Raw genomic sequence first — 17,047 nt, 5'->3', positions numbered from 1 at the left:
ATCGGGCGCTCGCCACTCTACCCGAGGGGCTTGTTCGAGCTGCTGAGGCATACCGGCATCCCTCAGCCTCACCCCCTACCGTGGAGGCATGCGACTGACTGCCGACGCCGACCCGCAACTGTGGATCCCCGTGACGGATTCGCTCGGATGGAGGGGGCGCCGGCACCGCAAGGCGGCGATCCGGATGCTGTTGGGGCAGGTGAACTCGGCGATCGGCGCCACGCAGCGTCCGGGTTCGCGGCTCGGCGCCTGGGCGATGAGCCAGGCGGCGCCGATGCTGATGCGCCGGGCGGACGGGCGCGTGCTCGTCTGGACCTGGAAGGCGGACCCTGAGCTGGTCGTGGCGATGGCGACCGCGCAGGCGCTGACTCCCGAAGTCCGGATCGCCCGCGCCTCGATGCCGATGGACTACGACGACACCCAGTCCTTCTCGAGCCGCTGGCTGGGCACGGGAGAGAAGCTCGTCGTGGCGATGCCGCCGTCCCCTGCATCTCCGCCGTTCGTCACCTACACCTGGGACACCGGCACGCACCTGGTGACGTTGACCGCGATGTGCAGCGACCGCGAACGCTTCGGCACGCTCGACGGTGCGCTCGATGACCTCGCGCGCAGCATCCGGGTCGCCGATGAGGTCACGGGCGGCGAATCTCCCGAGGTGCTCCGCCTCGGACCCGCCTGAGCTCGATTCTCCCGCCCGAGCGGCGGTTGCCAGAGTTCGATCGCGGGACCTTCCCGGGTCGTGGATGCGGGCGAAGGTGCCATATTCGGCTGTTCTTCTCCGGTCAACGCCGTCAGGTCAGACCCGCATAGGGGCAGCTCGAACGTGCACGTTCCGCAGGACGCTGAGCCTCGGTGTGCGCCATCGCTCGTCGGGATCCCACCATCCCGGTCCTCGTACCTGCGGGAGCCCCGCCTGCATCCGGATCTCCCACCCCGACGTGCCGAGGGATCGGTGGTGCCACCAGCACAACGGGACCCCGTTATCCGTGTGAGTCGGACCACCCCTGGCATGCTCGACGACATGGTGGATCTCGCACCAGGATGCCGGAACGTGGCACCCGGGGATGAGGCATTCTTTGTCTCGGGCGATGATCGCCCGGCGTTGGTGCACCGTGAACACCCGGTCGGTGGTCGTGATCCCGATGATCCTGCCCTCATCGACCAGCACCCGTTGAATCGCCCCCGCGCATCCGACGTGCGCGGCGACGGAGACCGGGACGTGGGCACCGGATCCGGGGATGGTTGCCCACCCACCGTTTCCGCCCGCTCCGCCCTTTCCGCCCTTTCCGCCCATTCCGCCCACGAGATCCTTCGCGTCGACGTTCACGACGAGGACCGGCGCGGCTCCACCGAGGGTGGGCATGTCGTTGTGTCGGGCGGCGATGGCGAACACCATCGCGAGGGCGTCGTGACGCTTCTGCGCCGCGGAGCGGTCATCGAGCACACACCGCGGATCCGAGTTGAACGGGTCACCGTCCTCTACGTCCGGGCCGGCGTCAGTATCCGCACCAGCATCCGCACCAGCACCAGCATCCGCATCCGCATCCGCATCCGCGCCCTCGCTCGGGGCGAAGTGCACTCCGGGCATGGGCGGGCCGTCACCTTTGGGGTTGAGGATCGCGTCCAGGATCAGCTGCAACTGCGCCGCGACCTCTGGGGTCAGATACCCGCGGATCGCGTGCACGCCGTCCGTGAGACGACCGATCGTGATGCCCCGCCGGCGCCGGGAGTCTTCATCCTTGGGTTCTTCCCCATCGGGGTCGAACATCGACGCGAGATCCTCGGCGAGGGCCTTCAAGTCCTGCGGGGTCGGCGCCGGACCCGGCTCATCAGCCTCCAGGCCCTCACCATCAGCGTCGACCACGACGCCGTGGCCGCGAGCACACCCCGCCAACGCGACATCCGCCGCCAACCGCTGATCGACCGTCAGCCGATCCCACACCTTCTCGATCGGCCCCGTCGCCGCGAGAAACCCGGCCACCCCGACCACCCCGTCCAGCAACGCGAGACGCATCTCCGACCACCGGGCCGGCATCCTCTCCCCCGCCAGACTCACCGGTCGCCGCACCAGATCGACGACCCTGTCGACCCGGGACGCGCCCCGCACATCCACCGACACCGTCCGCTGCAACAGCTCATTCAGGCCCCGGCACCCCGCCGAATGCGGAAAGTCAGCCGCGTCGCCCGTCGCGATCGTCTCGACAATCACGGCCTCCGCGCGGCGGAAGACAGCACCCGCACCCTGCAGAACAGTCACCCGATCCGCATCCGACAACCCCGCCAGCGCGTCATCGGACAGCACCGTGTCGAGGTCGGCGATGACCCGATCCAGAAGCTCCGCAGTGCTGTTCATACCCCCAGTCAACCCGGGGCCACCGACATTCGAGACCCGATACCACCGAGAATTACCCCAGATCAGATCCGTATTCCAATCTCCCGGAATGGCACAGCGCAGGGTGCACGCCGTCAGGCGATGCCTATTGTGAACAGAGGTAACAATGTAATAGGGTAACCACATGGAACCCCTCTTCGTCGACCGCCTCCTTCAGATCGCCGACCTGTTCCAGAAGGACATGGCCCGCGCGTTCGCCGGCACGGATCTCACACCGACCCGTGTGCACCTCCTGTGGATCCTGCAGCACACCGGTCCGTCGACGCAGCAGACCCTCGCCACCCTCTGTGGGGTGACACCTCGCAACATCACCGCTCTCGTGGACGCACTCGAGGGCTCAGGTCACGTCCGTCGCACCCCCCATCCCTCCGACCGCCGCGCCCTGCTGGTCGAGCTCACCTCGACCGCCCTCGAGACCATGTCGCAGATGCAGGAGGAGCACGCGCAGCTCAATGAGACGCTGCTGAACGCGATCGCCCCCGACGACCGCGCCGCGGTCGAGCGTGGCCTGACAGCCGTCGCCGCGCATCTCGAGAACCTCGTCACCTCCGCGGCGAGCGCGCACGCCCCCGCACCCGCACCCGCACCGGTGCCGGCCCCGACACCGGCACCGACACCGGAGGGCACGCCATGACCGAGCATCTGCAGACGACCGCTCCGAGCCCGACCCCGATCGCGCGCATCCTCAACTTCCTCCATCGCGCATGGGTCGCCGAGCTTCGCGTCTACTCGAGCATCGCGCGTGCGATCGCCCGCCGTCCCGCAGTCCCGAAGGGCGGCACGGGGATCGGCTATCACCGTCCCGTGCTCACCGTGCTGTTCATCTTCATCGGCCTCTCCGCTGTCGAGATCCCGATCCTCGACCTGATCGTGCATCAGTGGCCCGTCGTGCGGATCACTCTGCTGGTGCTCGGGATCTGGGGCGTCACCTGGATGGTCGGTCTACTGTGCGCGATGCTCATGCGCCCGCACGCCGTGGGGCCCGACGGCGTCCGGGTGCGCAGCGGACTCGAGCTGGACGTGCCGATCGGCTGGGCCGACATCGCGTCGATCGCGATCAGTCGTCGCGTCGATGAGCCCAAGCAGCCGCGGGTCATCGGTTCGGAGTACGCCGAGCGGATGCAGGACGAGACCAACATCGAGATCGAACTCGAACACCTCGTCGCGATCCGGCTCCCGGGCCTCGCGCCGAAGGGCGGAACTCATCAGGTCGACCGCATCCGCCTGTGGGCCGACGACCCGCGCGCGTTCCTCGACGCCGCCCGACCGTTCCTCGTCGCGGCCTGAACGCGGCCTGATCGCGGCGCGGTCAGTCCAACCCGCGGTCCGCGAGCCACTGCTTCGCGACGAGCACCGGAGCCCGCACCAGCCAGGCGTCCGCGATGATCTCCGCCAGCCGGTCGCGCTCGATCGCATCGAGCTGCACCAGCACACCGGGGTACCCGTCGAAGTGCGGAATGGAGAACAGCCCTTCGGGCTCTGCGGCGAGCAATGCCGCCTTCTCATCGAGGCTGCCGACTCGCACGCCCAGCACCGGTCCCTCCGGCCAGTCGAGCCCGAGGTCGGCGAGTTGCCGCAGATCGACCTTGCTCGGCCCGCGCACCCAGGCGATCTGACCGCTCGCCAGGCGCCAGGAGGGCTCGCCGGTGTGTCCGCCCACACGCTCGCTCACACCCGGCAGCGCGAGAGCGATCTCACGGACATCATCGACGGTCGCCATCCGCCCATCGTCCTCCCGTGAGGCGGCCGCCACAATGGCCGCATCCGCTCGCCGCCCCTCGGGTGGCGTTCAGCGCGAGTCGCGCTTCGCCTGTCGACGCGCACCCTGGGCGCGACTCGAGGCGTCTCGCTTCACACCACCGGTGGTCTGCTGATGCTCCCGCATCCGTCCCGCTCCTGCGCCCTCATCGAAGGGCGCCTCGGAGCCCGGTCCACTCCATCTGCCCTCACGGGCGCGGGCCAGCCTCTCGTCCTTGAGCTCCTCCGCCTGCTCATGAGCCACGCGGGCGAGTTCTGCGCTGATGATCGAGAGTGCCTCCTCGAACACATAGGCCCGGCCGCGGGCCTTGTCCGACCCGGCGGCTGCGGCACCTCGACCGCCCGCCTGCTCGACGCGCTCCGCCGCACCGCGCCGATAGTTCGTCGTGTGCTTGTTGCGGGCCCGCCTGACCCGTTTGTGCAGGGCGAGCAGGCCGTCCTCGTCGAGTTCCGCCAGTCGCTCAGGCTCGAGCTCGCGGATGAGGTCGCGCTCCTTGTCCTTCAGAACCCACAGGTACTGATCCATGTCGTACTCCTTCGGTCGGGGCTCCCCATCGGCCACTCGTGTAACCGAGTATCCGCTCGGGGATCCCCGCCCGCCATGGGTTCTTCCGCGGAGGACGCCGGTCGGAGGAACATCCTCCCGGCTGCCTCACCGCACGATGCGCAGCGTCCGCACCTCGAACGGCCGCAGGCGCAGCTCTCCGCCGACGCGCGGGTCGTCGATCGCATCCTCGATCAGCGAGACCTCGCGGATCTCCCTGTGCTCGAAGTCGGCGACCAGCGAACCGACGGCGCGGCGACCGAGCGCCTCGTAGAGACGGACGATGACGTCACCGGAGCCATCGTCCGCGAGCTTCACGCCCGACACCACGATGCCGTCGCCGTCGACGGACACGAGAGGCGCGACTTCGCGCTCGCCGTGCACGACCGTCGGCGCGGTGTTGAGTCGGATGCCCTCGGTCGTCGCGATCGCCGCATCGGCTCCGATCACGAAGCCGATCGTGATCTCGTGGTGCCCGTGATCGGTGTCGGGATCGGGGAACCGCGGTGCGCGCAGCAGCGAGAGCCGCACGGTGGTCGCGACCGCGTCGTCCGAGACCTCGCGCGAGGTGTCGTACCCGTAGATCGAGTCGTTGACGAGCGCGACGCCGAAGTCCTGCTCGCGTACCAGCACGAAACGGTGCATCGAGGTCTCGAACTTCGCAGCCTCCCAGCTGGTGTTCGTGTGCGTCACCCGCGACTGGTAGCCGAACTGCGTCTCGGCCTCGGTGTGCGTTGCCTGGATGTCGAGAGGGAAGGCGAGCTTGAGCAGCTTCTCGGTCTCGTGCCAGTCCACGTCGTTGCGCAACAGCACGGTGCGCTCGCCCGGCGCGAGCGTGATGGTCTGCTCGATCGTCGACTCCGAGAACGCCCGGGTCACGATGACGGTCGCGACCCCGTCGACGACGGATGCCGAGATCGATGCGACCGCGGTGAGGTCGTCGACGCTGTTGCGGTAGTAGCGATCGATGTCCCAGGCGTCCCACATGTTCGGGAAGTCCTGGTGCAGCTGGAACAGGTTCGCCGCCCGCCCCTCGGCCACCGCCTCTCGGCCGGACGCCTTGTCCACCGCCGAGACGATGAGTCCCTCGGCGGAGATCAGCACCGAGACCAGCTCGTTCTCGAGTCGCCAGCCGCCGTCTTCTCCTGCGAGCAGGACGGATGCCGGGGCCGGCGCCTCGACGAAGCCGGCGCCGAGGGCACGACCGCCGCCGACCGAGGTCGGCACGAACCGCAGCTCGCGCTCGCCTTCTCCCACGAGGGAGCGGCGCGCGGCGTCGGCGAGCGCCTGCGCATCGGCGAGCACGCGCGAGAGGACCTCGACGGCCTCACGATGCACCCAGGCGATCGAGGTGCCGGGCAGGATGTCGTGGAACTCGTGCAGCAGCACCGTCTCCCACAGGCGGTCGAATTCGGCCTGGGGATATGCGGCGCCGGTGCGCACGGCATCCGTCGCCGCCCACAGCTCCGCCTCGACGAGTGCGTGCTCGCACCACCGGTGCAGGGCCTTGGTGGCGTGCTGGCTGGTGAGCGTTCCGCGGTGGAGTTCGAGATAGAGCTCGCCGACCCACACGGCCGGGTTCGGCAGCTCGGCCCTGGCCGCCTCGAAGAAGGTGTCGGGGTGCTCCCAGACGACCCGCGCGCTGCCTTCGAGGTTCTCGAGGCGCTTCGCCTTGCCGGTCATCTCGCGCGTGGTGCCACCGCCCCCGTCGCCCCAGCCCACCGGTGCGATCGACCGCGACGTCACGCGGTTCTCCTTGAACTGACGAGATGCCTTGGCGACTTCCATGCCGCTCAGCTGCGAGTTGTACGTGTCCATCGACGGGAAGTGCGTGAACACCTGCGAGCCGTCGATGCCCTCCCAGAGGAAGCTGTGGTGCGGGAACACGTTCTGCTGATTCCACGAGATCTTCTGCGTGAAGAACCACTCGAACCCGGCCCGGCGCATGAGCTGCGGCAGCGCAGGCGAGTATCCGAAGCTGTCCGGCAGCCAGACGCCCTTCGAGCGGATGCCGAACTCGCGTTCGAAGAACCGCTGACCGAACGAGAACTGGCGCACGAGCGACTCGCCGGACGGCATCACGGTGTCGGATTCCACCCACATGCCGCCGAGCGGCAGGAATCGCCCGTCCGCGACCGCGGCCTTGACCCGGGAGTAGACCTCGGGCCGGTGCTCCTTGAGCCATGCGTACTGCTGCGCGCTCGACATCCCGTAGAGGAAGTCGGGCTGCTCGTCGATCAGCGTCGCCATCGACGATGTGGTGCGGGCGACCTTGCGGATCGTCTCGCGCACCGGCCACAGCCAGGCCGAGTCGATGTGCGCATGTCCGATCGCCGAGATGCGGTGGGCGCTGGCCTCGGCGGGCGCCGCGAGCGCGGGCGCCAGTCGAGCTCGGGCATCGGCAGCGGTCTCGACGATGTGCTGCAGGTCGAGCACGTCGAGGGCGTCGTCCATCGCCTGCAGGATCTGCATCCGTCGCGGCGAGGTCGCCGGCAGCTCGGCCTGGAGCTCGAACAGGACCTCGAGGTCGAGGGACAGCTCGAACACCTCCTGCTCGAAGACGGCGAGGTCGATGCGGCGGGTGCGATAGAGCGGTTCGCGGGAGGACGTGCGGATGTCGCCCTCCTGCGTCGGCAGGAAGGGGTGGTAGTCGAGCAGAACCGGGTTGGCGGCCGCCTCGAGGTAGAGCTCGACCGGCTCGTCGCCGTGCGCGGTCTCGGTGATCGGCAGCCACTGATTGCGTGGGTTGATGCTCTTCACCGGCGTTCCGTCCGGCCGGTAGACGAGCGCCTCGCACTGGAAGCCGGGCATGTTGATGTCGAACCCGAGGTCGATGACGGCCTCGACCCGACGGCCCGCCCAGTCGGCGGGCACTGCGCCGGTGATCTTGAACCAGGTCGTCGACCAGGCAGGACCCCACATGCTCGGCACGGATGCCGGGGCGAAGTCCAGTGCGAGCCCGTCGGCGGGACTGATCGGCTCGCCGGGGATCTGGTTGACCTCGACGGTGAGGGGGACGGCGGCCGAGTGGACGGCCGGGCGGATGCGCTCGTCGAGCACCCTCTTGACGCGGCCGACGGTGAGCGAGGTGTCGTCATGCATGTATCTGGTTCTCCGGGCTCGACGGTGAGTGGTGCATAGGCGTTGTGCGCGACTGGAGCCCGATTCTCGGGCAGGTGCCGACAATGCTATCGGATTTACTAAAGCGATCTAGTGAATCTCGCACCGAGCGCGTCAGACCCCTGTCGTGCGGCTACCGAGCGGCTAAACCGATCAAGTAGTGTGAGGCCCATGACCTCGGCCAAACGCGTCACCATCGCGGACATCGCGCGCATGGCCGGAGTCTCGCCCGGAGCAGTCTCGTTCGCGCTCAACGGACGCCCGGGGGTGAGCGACGAGACGCGCCAGCGGATCCTCGCGATCGTCGAGGAGAACCACTGGCAGCCGAGCTCGGCGGCACGCGCCCTCGTGGGAGCCCGTGCCAACACGGTCGGCTTCGCGCTCGCACGCCCCGCCCGTTCGCTGGGCTCCGAGGCCTTCTTCACCGACCTCATCGCGGGCATCGAATCCCGGCTGTCGGAGAGCAAGGTCAGCCTGCAGCTGCGGCTGGTCACCGACATCGCCGAGGAGATGGAGGTGCATCGCCAGTGGCGCTCGTCGAACCAGGTCGACGGCATCATCCTCATCGACCCCCGCGACGACGACCCGCGCAGCGACCGGATCGCAGCCCTCGACGCCCGCGCCGTGTTGATCGGCTCCAAGCCCTCACCCGACGGAGCGGTGCCGAGCGTCTGGATCGCCGACGACGAGGTGGCCGAGACCCTCTTCTCGTACCTCGCCGCGCTCGGACACACCCGCATCGCCTACGTGGCGGGTCCCGCCGAGCTCGAGCACACCCGACTGCGTGCCGAGGTGCTCGATCGCATGGCTGCGGACGGCGTCTCGAGCGAAGTGATCACGACGGACTTCTCCCCCGCGCGCGCATCCGCGGTCACGCGATCGCTGCTCTCCGCGAGGCCCCGCCCGACGGCGATCGTGTACGACAACGACGTGATGGCCGTCGCCGGCCTCCGCGTCGCTCAGGAGATGGGCCGCGCGGTGCCCCGCGACGTGTCGATCGCCTCCTTCGACGACTCCGTCATCGCCGGCCTGATCAATCCGTCGATCACCGCGATGACCCGCGACACGTTCGAGCTCGGCGAGCAGGCCGCGACACTGCTGCTGCAGCAGATCGTCGCCGGGACCAACCTCCCGAGCGCGCAGGGCCCGACGCCGACGCTCACCGCCCGCGAGAGCACCGCCCCGCCGACGGCCGCGTCCTGACGGAGCCCTTCGGCCGCTACGGCGTCGCGCTCAGCCGCTGACGACGGTGTTGACGGAGCCGTAGGGGTCGACACCGCTCGTCGACAGATCAGGACGGATGAGGTGACGGATGCCGCGCGCGGCGAGCGCCGCGTCGTCGCGCACCGTCTGAGACGTCACGAAGGCGGGGTCGAGCCCGCGCTCGCAGGCATCCACCCACGCCTGGAACACGGCACCGCCCGGGCTCAGCGCCGCCCGGCTCACCGGCACCTCGCGCTCGTCGACGTCGACGACGATGGCCGTCTCCCGCTCCGGCGTGGCCGCCCGTTCGCGCAGTTCGGGGATCAGTTCGGCGAACCGGCGGCCGATCGGCTTGGCCGCACCGCTCTGATCGACCAGGCCCAGCGAGTACTCCAGTTCGGGGAAGTCGCCGAGCTCCCGGCTCACATCGTGCGAGCACCACCAGGTCACGCCCCAGAGGTTCTCGGTGCGCACCGCGGATCGCAGGGTCGCTTCGAGGAATCCGGGCATCTCGCTCTCGTCGAGGCAGTTCGACGGAGCGCCGACCTCCTGCAGCCAGACCGGTCGATCCCGATCCGTCGCGAAGGCGCGCGAGAGCTCGATGAGGTACTCGGCGTGGCGGTCGGAGGCGACCGAACGGCCGCCGTAGCGCTGAGCCGTGCCGTTGAAGATCCAGGAGTGGATGGTGGTCATCTCGCCCAGCCGAGACGCGTGCGCGGGGGTGAAGCCGTGCCCGTCCATGTACCAGACCGCGTCATACTCGCTGTGCACGTGCGAGAGACCGGGGGCCGCGCCCTCGGCCGCGGAGAGCAGCGACTCGATCCAGTGCCCTGCCTCGTCGATCGTCACGGGCCACGGGGACGGGTGCGTGTGCGCCGAGAACTGGTTCGTCTCGTTGCCCAGCGTCAGGCCGAGGAAGTTCGGTGCATCGCGCAGCGCACCGGCCAGCGTCTGAACGAGGTCGACCTGCCCGCTGAGCGCCTTCGGATCGGTGAACATGTTGCGGTCGTGCCAGGTGTACAACCATGACGGGACGAAGTCGAAGCTCGACAGGTGCCCCTGGATCACGTCGACGCTGACGTCGAGTCCGAACTCGGCGCCGATGTCGACCATCGAGCGGACGTCGTCGATCGCCTTCGGGCGGATCAGAGTACGGTTCGGCTGCAGCACCGTCCACAACGGGAAGACCCGGACGTGATCGAGACCGAGCTCGGCGAGCGCCGCGAAGTCCCTGCGCACATCGTCGGGGGTGAAGTCGAGCCAGGAGTGCATCCAGTCCTTCGACGGCGTGTAGTTCGCCCCGAATCTCAGGCGAGCATCGAGAGCGCGGCGCTGCGTCATGTGTCCGGACCTTTCCGACAGAGCCCTCCGACGAGGACGTGGTCGCACCACTATAACGCTTGAGCAACGGACCGCTACCCGGAATACCGCGGCCCGCCGATGCACGCAGCCTCGAGACCTTGACAGCGACGGGATCGGATGGTTTCATCTGCTAAAGCGTTGTAGTCCGTTGGACGGATACCGCCAATCGCCCGCCTCGAGGAAGAAGCACGATGAAAGTTCCCGCACGCATTGTCGCTCTGGCAACATTCACGATCGGCGCCATGGCGCTCGCCGGCTGCACCGGAGGCGGTGCCACATCCGGTGCCGACGGACCGATCGACACCTCCGGCGAGCTGAGCGGGACGATCCAGTTCCAGACCTGGTCGCTGAAGAACGAGAAGTTCACGCCCTACTTCGAAGACCTGATCGACGCGTTCGAGAAGGAGCACCCGGAGGTCACGGTCGAGTGGCTCGACCAGCCGGGCGACGGCTACCAGGAGAAGATCCTGAGCCAGGCGAACGCCGACACGCTGCCCGACGTGCTGAACCTGCCGCCGGACATCGCCTACCCGCTCGTCGCCGCCGGCAAGCTCGTCGACCTCGAGACGGCCGACCCCGACCTGAAGTCGGCATACAACACCGGCGCATGGGACGCCTACAGCCAGTACCCGGGTGTCGAGGGCACGTACGGTCTGCCCTGGTACCTGTCCAGCGACGCATCATGGTGGAACCTCGCTCAGCTCGCCCCCTACGGCGTCACCGAGGAGAACCTCCCGACGACGGTCGACGAGCTGCTCACCCTCGCGAAGGACGTCGCGACCGAGTCCGGCGGCAAGGTCCAGCTGCTGTCATCGATCCCGGCACTCGACACGTTCACGTCGGCCGGCATGGAGGTCATCAACGACGACGGCGAGTTCGACTTCAACACCGACGAGGCCGCGGCCATCATCGAGAAGTACGCCGACGCGTACGCGGCCGGAGCCATGCCGGCCGAGGCGCTGACCGGCGACTACGGCGGAAACGCCGAGGCGTACATCCAGGAGAAGGTGGCCTTCACGACCGGTGGCACTGGTTTCACGACCGACCTCGCGAAGGACGCGCCCGCGCTGCTCGAGAACACGGTCGCCACGCAGCGACTGGGCATCCCGCCGCTCTACGTGCAGGGACTGAACGTCTCGGCCGACTCCGACAACAAGGAGGCCGCCCTCGCGTTCGCCGAGTTCGCGACGAACGAAGAGAACCAGGTCGCGTTCTCATCGCTCGCGGTCGGCACCGCTCCCGGCACCTCCGCGGGCGGCGACGCCGTCGTCGAGAACATCTCCTCGTCGATCACCGACGAGAAGCAGCTCTCCGCGATCGACACCGTGTTCACGGCCATGGAAGACGCCAAGGCGATCCCGTTCCAGTGGACCTCCGACATGGCGACGTACATGACCCAGCAGATCGCGCTCGCCGTCAACGGCGAGGCCGACGCGCAGGAGCAGCTCGACAAGATCGTCGAGTACGCCAACGCGAACCGCGTGGACCAGTAAGCCATGAGCGCGCACACCAGCATCCGGAGCCGGAGGACGACCATGCGATCGCACCGGTGGTTCACACCCTGGCTGCTCCTCGGCCCCGCCGTCGTCTGGGTGCTGGTGTTCGCGCTCTGGCCGTTCCTCAACACCGTCTTCCTGAGCTTCACGGACGCACGTCCTCTGCGGACTCCCGAGTTCGTCGGCGCCGCGAACTACGAGCGGATGTTCGGCGACGAGATGTTCTGGAACGCCCTCACCACGTGCATCATCTACGTGGTCGTCTGCGTGCCGTTGCTCACGATCCTTCCCCTGCTGCTCGCCCTGCTCGTGCAGAAGAAGCTGCCGGGCATCGCGTTCTTCCGCACCACCTTCTACTTCCCCGTCATCGCCTCGGTCGTCGTCGTCGCCCTGATCTGGACCTGGCTGTTCGACAGCCGCGGCATCATCAACCAGACGCTCGAGTTCCTCGGCCTCGTCGACAAGCCCATGGCGTTCCTCGTCGACCGGTGGCTGCTGCTCGGCTGCGCGATCCTGCTCACGGTGTGGAAGGGTCTGGGCTACTACATGGTCGTGTACCTCGCCGCGCTCGGCAATGTCGGCAAGGAGCTGCACGAGGCGGCCATGCTCGACGGCGCCGGCTCGTTCCGTCGCTTCCTGTCGGTGACGATCCCGTCGGTGCGCGGAGCGATGCTCCTCATCGCGGTGCTCATCGCCGTCTCGGCGATGAGAGTGTTCGCCGAGCTCGACGTGCTCTCCAAGAGCACGGGAGGTCCCGGTGGATACGACATGTCGCTGGTCATGCTGATCCGCCAGGTCGGCTCCGGCCTGAACGGCAACATCGGCTACGCCTCGGCGATCAGCGTCGCGCTGTTCCTCCTCACCCTCATCCCGCTGGCCGCGATCGCCTTCATGAATCGCGAGAAGAAGGCGAAGGTCTCCGCATGAGCACCCTCACTCCGCCCCGCATCGACGACGACCGTCGCCCTGACGATCAGTCGGCTGCGACCACGCGCGAACCCATCTTCCGCCGCCGCGGTTCCGGCGACTTCAGCAAGCCGACGCTCGGCGGGCTCATCGGCCGCTATGCGCTGCTGCTGCTCGTGCTGGTGCTCGTCATCGGCCCGTTCCTCTGGCAGCTCTCGACGTCGTTCAAGGGTCCGCAGGAGAACATCTACTCGTTCCCGCCCAACCTGATCCCCCGCGAGCCGACTCTGCAGAACTACGCCACGGTCGCCGAGATCGTGCCGGTGTACCTCTACGCCTGGCACTCGCTGCTCGTCTCGGTGGGCACCGTCGTCAGCAACGTGGTGCTCGCGACCTTCGCGGGCTACGCCCTCGGATGCATGCGGTTCCGCGGCAAGTGGATCGTCATGGCCATCCTGCTCTCGACCCTGCTCTTCCCCGGCGAGGTCACGGTGACGAGCAACTTCCTCACCATCCGCTCGCTCGGCCTCGCCGACACCCTGTGGGGCGTGTTCCTGCCCGGCGCCATCAGCGCGATGAACGTGCTGCTCGTCGCCACCGCCTGCCGCATGATCCCGAAGGACGTGCTGGACGCCGCGACGGTCGACGGAGCGACGACCTGGCAGCGCATCCGTCACATCGTGTGGCCCAACATCCGCGGCATGGTCTCGGTGGTCGCGATCTTCGCCTTCATCGGCGCCTGGGACGACTACCTCTGGCCCCTCATCGTGCTCTCCGATCCGTCGAAGTACACGCTCACCGTCGGCATGGCCTACCTCAACAGCAGCTTCTCGGTCGACCCGCGCCTGATCGCGGCGGGCACCATGATCGCCCTCGTGCCGATCGTCATCATGTTCTCGTTCACGCAGCGGTTCTTCTTCAAGGGCGTGCAGGAGGGCGCGGTCAAGGGGTGAGCGACGCCCAGCTCACGCCCGCCGACGGACCCGCCGATCCTCCGTCGTCCCGCCCTCACTCCGGCGTGCTCCGCGGTGACGTGTTCGCCTACTCGTTCGATCCGTCAGCGGGCGAACAGCGGATCGATGTTCCCGGACTCGCGGACGTCGCGATCAGCCCCGACACTCTGCTGCACTGGGCGTTCTACGCAGACGGCGATGCGGCGACCCTGGCTCCGCATGCCGCCCTCGCGGTGACCGTCGATGTCCGCGGGGACGGCGGCGCGCGGCTCGGCGAGACAGCCGCCGTGCGTGACCGGTACGACTTCGCCATGACCGCCGATGCCCAGTTCGCGGCGCGCTGGAGCATGCCCGAGCAGTGGAACGCCGACACCGTGTCGCTGGCGCCGATGCTCCCCGGCTCGGCCCCGCGCACCTCCGCCACCGTCGAGCTGGTGCTCGGCAGCGGATCCCTGGCGGGGATGAGCGGACTGCCGCCGCTCGTCACGGGATTCGTGCAGGTCCTGGTCGAGGAGCAGGTCGAGCAGCAGGATGCCGTCGCCGACCCGCCACCGGTCGAGCGAGTGGACACTCGTCGCGGCAGCCACTCGGGCCCGCGCTTCTCGCGTGGCAACACCACCCCCGCCGTCGCCGTGCCGCACGGCTTCACCTTCGTCACCGCGGCGACCGATGCCTCGGACACGCGCTGGCCGTATCGGCCGAGCATCCACGATGATCCACCCGGGCGACGCCTCGAGGCCCTGCAGTTCTCGCACCAGCCGAGTCCGTGGATCGGCGACCGCTCGGTGCTCCAGCTCATGCCGTTCGACGGGCATCCGGCCTCCGAGCGCGCCGAGCGCCGCCGGTGGATCGCCCCGGGCACCGAGCGAGCACGCCCCCACGAGTACGCCGCCGATCTCGGTGATGGTCTGCGCGTGGAGATGACCGCGACGTCGCACACCGCCGCCTTCCGCGTGCATGGCGCAGACACTGACGCGGTCGTCGGCTTCGTGATCGATCAGCCCACCGATGACGGCGAACTGCACTGGACCGACGGCGGTGGCTTCGAGGGGTGGACGCCCGAGGGCTCCGAGGACTGGGGCAACTCCCCCGCTGCTACTTCGCGGGCGCCGTGCTGCATGGCGAGGGCGACCCTGCGACGAGTCTGCACGGCGCCCTCGACGACGACGGACGGGCGCGGGTCGCGGGCTACGTCGCCGGCGACGGGTCGCTCGAGGTGCGCGTGGCCGTGTCGTTCCTGTCGGTGGAGCAGGCCAGGCGCAGTCTCGAGATCGAGTGTCCTCCGGGCATCGCATATGACGAGTTGCGAGCGGAAGCCGCAGCCTCCTGGAACCGGGTGCTGGGCCGCGTGACGATCCCGCCGCTCGACGCATCCGAGACCCCGTATCGCCGATTGGCCGACGAGGAGAATCGAAACCGGATAGCCGCCGCATTGCATCGGATGCATCTGTATCCGAACTCCGCCGCCGAGAATGCCGGCACTGCAGAGGCGCCGCGGCATCGCTTCGCCGACGTGTTCGCCCCACGCGCGCCGTTCGGGGAGAGTGAGACGAGCGCGCCGATCGTCGACGGCGAGCTCATCGTGAACAACGGCTATTGGGACACCTATCGCACCGAGTGGCCGGCGCTCGCGCTGCTCGATCCCTCGCTGACCGGCAGACTGCTCGACGGCCAGCTCGAGCAGTACCGTCGCGGAGGGTGGATGGCGCGGTGGAGCGCGCCCGGATATGTCGACAGCATGGTCGGCACCTCCAGCGACCAGATCTTCGCCGATGCCGCCCGGTGGGGCGTGGCGTTCGACCGGGCGGAGGCGTTCGAGAGCGGATGGCGCAACGCCTGCGAACCCGGGCCCGATGCGCGACGCGGCCGCAAGGGCATCGCACGCGGACGCTTCACCGGCTACATCTCGTCCGAGGTGCCGGAGGGCATGAGCTGGACCGTCGAGAACGCGGTGAGCGACGCGGCGCTGGGCCGGTTCGCCGAGCAGCTGGCCCTCGAAGCCGAACGCGCAGCCGCTCCCGGCTCCGACCGCGATGCCGCTCGCTACCGTTCGTTCGCCCGCTATTTCGCCAACCGAGCGCGGTCGTATCGCACACTCTTCGACTCGGAATCCGGGTTCCTCCGCGGCAGGGATGCCGACGGCGACCTCGCCCCCGAGTTCGACCCGCGCACCTGGGGAGGCGACAACGTCGAGACGAACGCCTGGGGCATGTCGGTGGGCGCCGTGCACGACGGCGCCGGCCTCGCCGCGCTGCACGGCGGACGTGGGGCCTTCGCACAGCACCTCGACGCGCTCTTCGCCGAGCCGGAGACCGCCGACGAGCGATTCGGCGGGGCGTACGGCACCGTCATCCACGAGCAGCGGGAGGCGAGGGCCCTGCGTTCGGGCATGTGCGCGATCTCGAATCAGCCCGCCCATCACATCCCCTTCATGTACGCGTTCAGCGACCGGCCGTGGCGAGCCGGCGCGATCGTGCACGAGCTGGCCGGGCGTCTCTTCGCAGGCGCCCACATCGGACAGGGCTTCCCCGGCGACGAGGACAACGGCGAGATGAGCGCCTGGTGGCTGTGGGCCGCGCTCGGTCTCTATCCGCTCGAGCTCGCGTCCGGCGTGCTGAGGATCGGCTCGCCCTCTTCGACGACATCCGCGTCGATCGCGCGGACGGCCGCTCGCTGCGCATCCGCTCTCATCGCCGAGAGCCGGGAGCGCACGTGCTGCAGCGTGCCCGGCTCGACGGGGTCGACCTGCCCAGGGCCGAACTTCCCGTCGACGCCCTCGCCGGGGACGCCCTCGTCGGGGACGTCGAGCTCGAACTGGTCTTCGGAACCGAGCCCGCGGATGCTCTCGAGACGGGTGAGCGGATGACGGATGAGATCGCGCCCTGGTGCCGCGATCTCACGGCAGACACAGGAGACGTCATCGCGTCGGCATCCGTCATCGATGCGGACCGTCTGTTCGACGACGGCGACCCGAGCGACCGGAGCGACCCGAGCGGTTCGAGCGGCGTCGTCCTGGCGGCGGGCGAATGGGCAGGATGGCGTTTCGCCGAGCCGCGCGCGGTCTCCGATCTCACAGTGACGATGGCCACCGGCGCCCCGTCGTCTCGGCTGCGATGGGAGATCCTCGACGCGGACGGATGCTGGGCGGCGGCTCCGACCACCTACGACGCGGAGCTCCCGGCCGATCGCACGACCCCGTTCGAGCTGGTGTCGCGCGTCGTGACCCCGGCGATCCGCCTGCGAGCGGATGCCGAGGTCACGATCCGTCAGATCGAGGTCTTCGACCTCGGGTGATGGCCTCGAGCGCGCGTCG

At 68.7% G+C, this 17,047-nt stretch carries 15 protein-coding genes; 10 read left to right on the top strand and 5 right to left on the bottom strand.

The genetic code is table 11. The features are described 5' to 3' along the window. Window positions 1-88: 88 nt before the first annotated feature. Complete coding sequence (locus tag ACZZ93_RS12530) at window positions 89-679, top strand: hypothetical protein (RefSeq protein ID WP_053098040.1); 591 nt, start codon at window positions 89-91, stop codon at window positions 677-679. A 117-nt stretch (window positions 680-796) separates the two neighbouring features. Here ACZZ93_RS12530 and ACZZ93_RS12525 read toward each other — a convergent pair whose 3' ends face one another. Next, complete coding sequence (locus tag ACZZ93_RS12525) at window positions 797-2,353, bottom strand: HNH endonuclease signature motif containing protein (protein ID WP_463511213.1); 1,557 nt, start codon at window positions 2,351-2,353, stop codon at window positions 797-799. Between the two features lie 163 nt (window positions 2,354-2,516). On the opposite strand from ACZZ93_RS12525, the gene ACZZ93_RS12520 reads away from it, so the two are divergent. Continuing rightward, complete coding sequence (locus ACZZ93_RS12520; RefSeq protein WP_463511212.1) at window positions 2,517-3,026, top strand: MarR family winged helix-turn-helix transcriptional regulator; 510 nt, start codon at window positions 2,517-2,519, stop codon at window positions 3,024-3,026. After that, complete coding sequence (locus ACZZ93_RS12515) at window positions 3,023-3,679, top strand: hypothetical protein (RefSeq protein WP_463511211.1); 657 nt, start codon at window positions 3,023-3,025, stop codon at window positions 3,677-3,679. The genes ACZZ93_RS12520 and ACZZ93_RS12515 overlap by 4 nt, the downstream gene beginning before the upstream one ends. A gap of 22 nt (window positions 3,680-3,701) precedes the next feature. Here the strand turns inward: ACZZ93_RS12515 and ACZZ93_RS12510 are convergent, their stop codons facing one another. The 3 genes from ACZZ93_RS12510 to ACZZ93_RS12500 form a co-directional block, all read right to left on the bottom strand. After that, window positions 3,702-4,112, bottom strand: coding sequence for an MmcQ/YjbR family DNA-binding protein (locus ACZZ93_RS12510; RefSeq protein WP_056275229.1), 411 nt, complete (start codon window positions 4,110-4,112; stop codon window positions 3,702-3,704). Window positions 4,113-4,181: 69 nt separating this feature from the next. Next, window positions 4,182-4,676, bottom strand: coding sequence for a hypothetical protein (locus ACZZ93_RS12505; protein WP_056275232.1), 495 nt, complete (start codon window positions 4,674-4,676; stop codon window positions 4,182-4,184). Between the two features lie 126 nt (window positions 4,677-4,802). Beyond that, window positions 4,803-7,796 carry an alpha-mannosidase gene (locus ACZZ93_RS12500; protein WP_463511210.1) on the bottom strand — a complete coding sequence of 998 codons (2,994 nt, stop codon included), beginning with the start codon at window positions 7,794-7,796 and terminating at the stop codon, window positions 4,803-4,805. Between the two features lie 189 nt (window positions 7,797-7,985). Between ACZZ93_RS12500 and ACZZ93_RS12495 the strand changes: the two genes are divergently transcribed. Then, a complete protein-coding gene (locus ACZZ93_RS12495) occupies window positions 7,986-9,017 on the top strand; it encodes a LacI family DNA-binding transcriptional regulator (RefSeq protein ID WP_053098044.1) in 1,032 nt (343 codons plus the stop codon). A gap of 30 nt (window positions 9,018-9,047) precedes the next feature. On the opposite strand, the gene ACZZ93_RS12490 is transcribed toward ACZZ93_RS12495, so the two are convergent. After that, window positions 9,048-10,358, bottom strand: coding sequence for a glycoside hydrolase 5 family protein (locus ACZZ93_RS12490; RefSeq protein WP_187249284.1), 1,311 nt, complete (start codon window positions 10,356-10,358; stop codon window positions 9,048-9,050). A 212-nt stretch (window positions 10,359-10,570) separates the two neighbouring features. Between ACZZ93_RS12490 and ACZZ93_RS12485 the strand changes: the two genes are divergently transcribed. Genes ACZZ93_RS12485 through ACZZ93_RS12460 form a run of 6 tightly spaced genes read left to right on the top strand, consistent with a single transcriptional unit; the run spans window position 10,571 to window position 17,028 of the window. Next, window positions 10,571-11,872 carry an ABC transporter substrate-binding protein gene (locus tag ACZZ93_RS12485; RefSeq protein WP_372984054.1) on the top strand — a complete coding sequence of 434 codons (1,302 nt, stop codon included), beginning with the start codon at window positions 10,571-10,573 and terminating at the stop codon, window positions 11,870-11,872. 3 nt (window positions 11,873-11,875) lie between these two features. Further along, window positions 11,876-12,802 carry a carbohydrate ABC transporter permease gene (locus ACZZ93_RS12480; RefSeq protein ID WP_320489031.1) on the top strand — a complete coding sequence of 309 codons (927 nt, stop codon included), beginning with the start codon at window positions 11,876-11,878 and terminating at the stop codon, window positions 12,800-12,802. Then, window positions 12,799-13,734: a carbohydrate ABC transporter permease gene (locus tag ACZZ93_RS12475; protein WP_230100944.1), complete on the top strand. Its 936-nt coding sequence runs from the start codon at window positions 12,799-12,801 to the stop codon at window positions 13,732-13,734. The genes ACZZ93_RS12480 and ACZZ93_RS12475 overlap by 4 nt, the downstream gene beginning before the upstream one ends. Beyond that, window positions 13,731-15,086, top strand: coding sequence for a hypothetical protein (locus ACZZ93_RS12470; protein WP_463511209.1), 1,356 nt, complete (start codon window positions 13,731-13,733; stop codon window positions 15,084-15,086). The genes ACZZ93_RS12475 and ACZZ93_RS12470 overlap by 4 nt, the downstream gene beginning before the upstream one ends. Further along, complete coding sequence (locus ACZZ93_RS12465) at window positions 14,978-16,600, top strand: glycoside hydrolase domain-containing protein (protein ID WP_463511743.1); 1,623 nt, start codon at window positions 14,978-14,980, stop codon at window positions 16,598-16,600. Before ACZZ93_RS12470 ends, ACZZ93_RS12465 begins: the two co-directional genes overlap by 109 nt. Then, window positions 16,597-17,028: a hypothetical protein gene (locus ACZZ93_RS12460; protein WP_463511208.1), complete on the top strand. Its 432-nt coding sequence runs from the start codon at window positions 16,597-16,599 to the stop codon at window positions 17,026-17,028. Before ACZZ93_RS12465 ends, ACZZ93_RS12460 begins: the two co-directional genes overlap by 4 nt. Window positions 17,029-17,047: the final 19 nt, after the last annotated feature.

Source organism: Microbacterium sp. AC026 (assembly GCF_979258475.1).
The sequence above is the reverse complement of the archived record's forward strand: the minus strand, read 5'-3'. Positions and strand labels throughout refer to the sequence as shown.

Coding starts and splice junctions, on each gene's coding strand:
- ACZZ93_RS12530 (WP_053098040.1), top strand. CDS start 89: ATGCGACTGACTGCCGACGCCGACCCGCAACTGTGGATCCCCGTGACG.
- ACZZ93_RS12525 (WP_463511213.1), bottom strand. CDS start 2,353: ATGAACAGCACTGCGGAGCTTCTGGATCGGGTCATCGCCGACCTCGAC.
- ACZZ93_RS12520 (WP_463511212.1), top strand. CDS start 2,517: ATGGAACCCCTCTTCGTCGACCGCCTCCTTCAGATCGCCGACCTGTTC.
- ACZZ93_RS12515 (WP_463511211.1), top strand. CDS start 3,023: ATGACCGAGCATCTGCAGACGACCGCTCCGAGCCCGACCCCGATCGCG.
- ACZZ93_RS12510 (WP_056275229.1), bottom strand. CDS start 4,112: ATGGCGACCGTCGATGATGTCCGTGAGATCGCTCTCGCGCTGCCGGGT.
- ACZZ93_RS12505 (WP_056275232.1), bottom strand. CDS start 4,676: ATGGATCAGTACCTGTGGGTTCTGAAGGACAAGGAGCGCGACCTCATC.
- ACZZ93_RS12500 (WP_463511210.1), bottom strand. CDS start 7,796: ATGCATGACGACACCTCGCTCACCGTCGGCCGCGTCAAGAGGGTGCTC.
- ACZZ93_RS12495 (WP_053098044.1), top strand. CDS start 7,986: ATGACCTCGGCCAAACGCGTCACCATCGCGGACATCGCGCGCATGGCC.
- ACZZ93_RS12490 (WP_187249284.1), bottom strand. CDS start 10,358: ATGACGCAGCGCCGCGCTCTCGATGCTCGCCTGAGATTCGGGGCGAAC.
- ACZZ93_RS12485 (WP_372984054.1), top strand. CDS start 10,571: ATGAAAGTTCCCGCACGCATTGTCGCTCTGGCAACATTCACGATCGGC.
- ACZZ93_RS12480 (WP_320489031.1), top strand. CDS start 11,876: ATGAGCGCGCACACCAGCATCCGGAGCCGGAGGACGACCATGCGATCG.
- ACZZ93_RS12475 (WP_230100944.1), top strand. CDS start 12,799: ATGAGCACCCTCACTCCGCCCCGCATCGACGACGACCGTCGCCCTGAC.
- ACZZ93_RS12460 (WP_463511208.1), top strand. CDS start 16,597: ATGACGGATGAGATCGCGCCCTGGTGCCGCGATCTCACGGCAGACACA.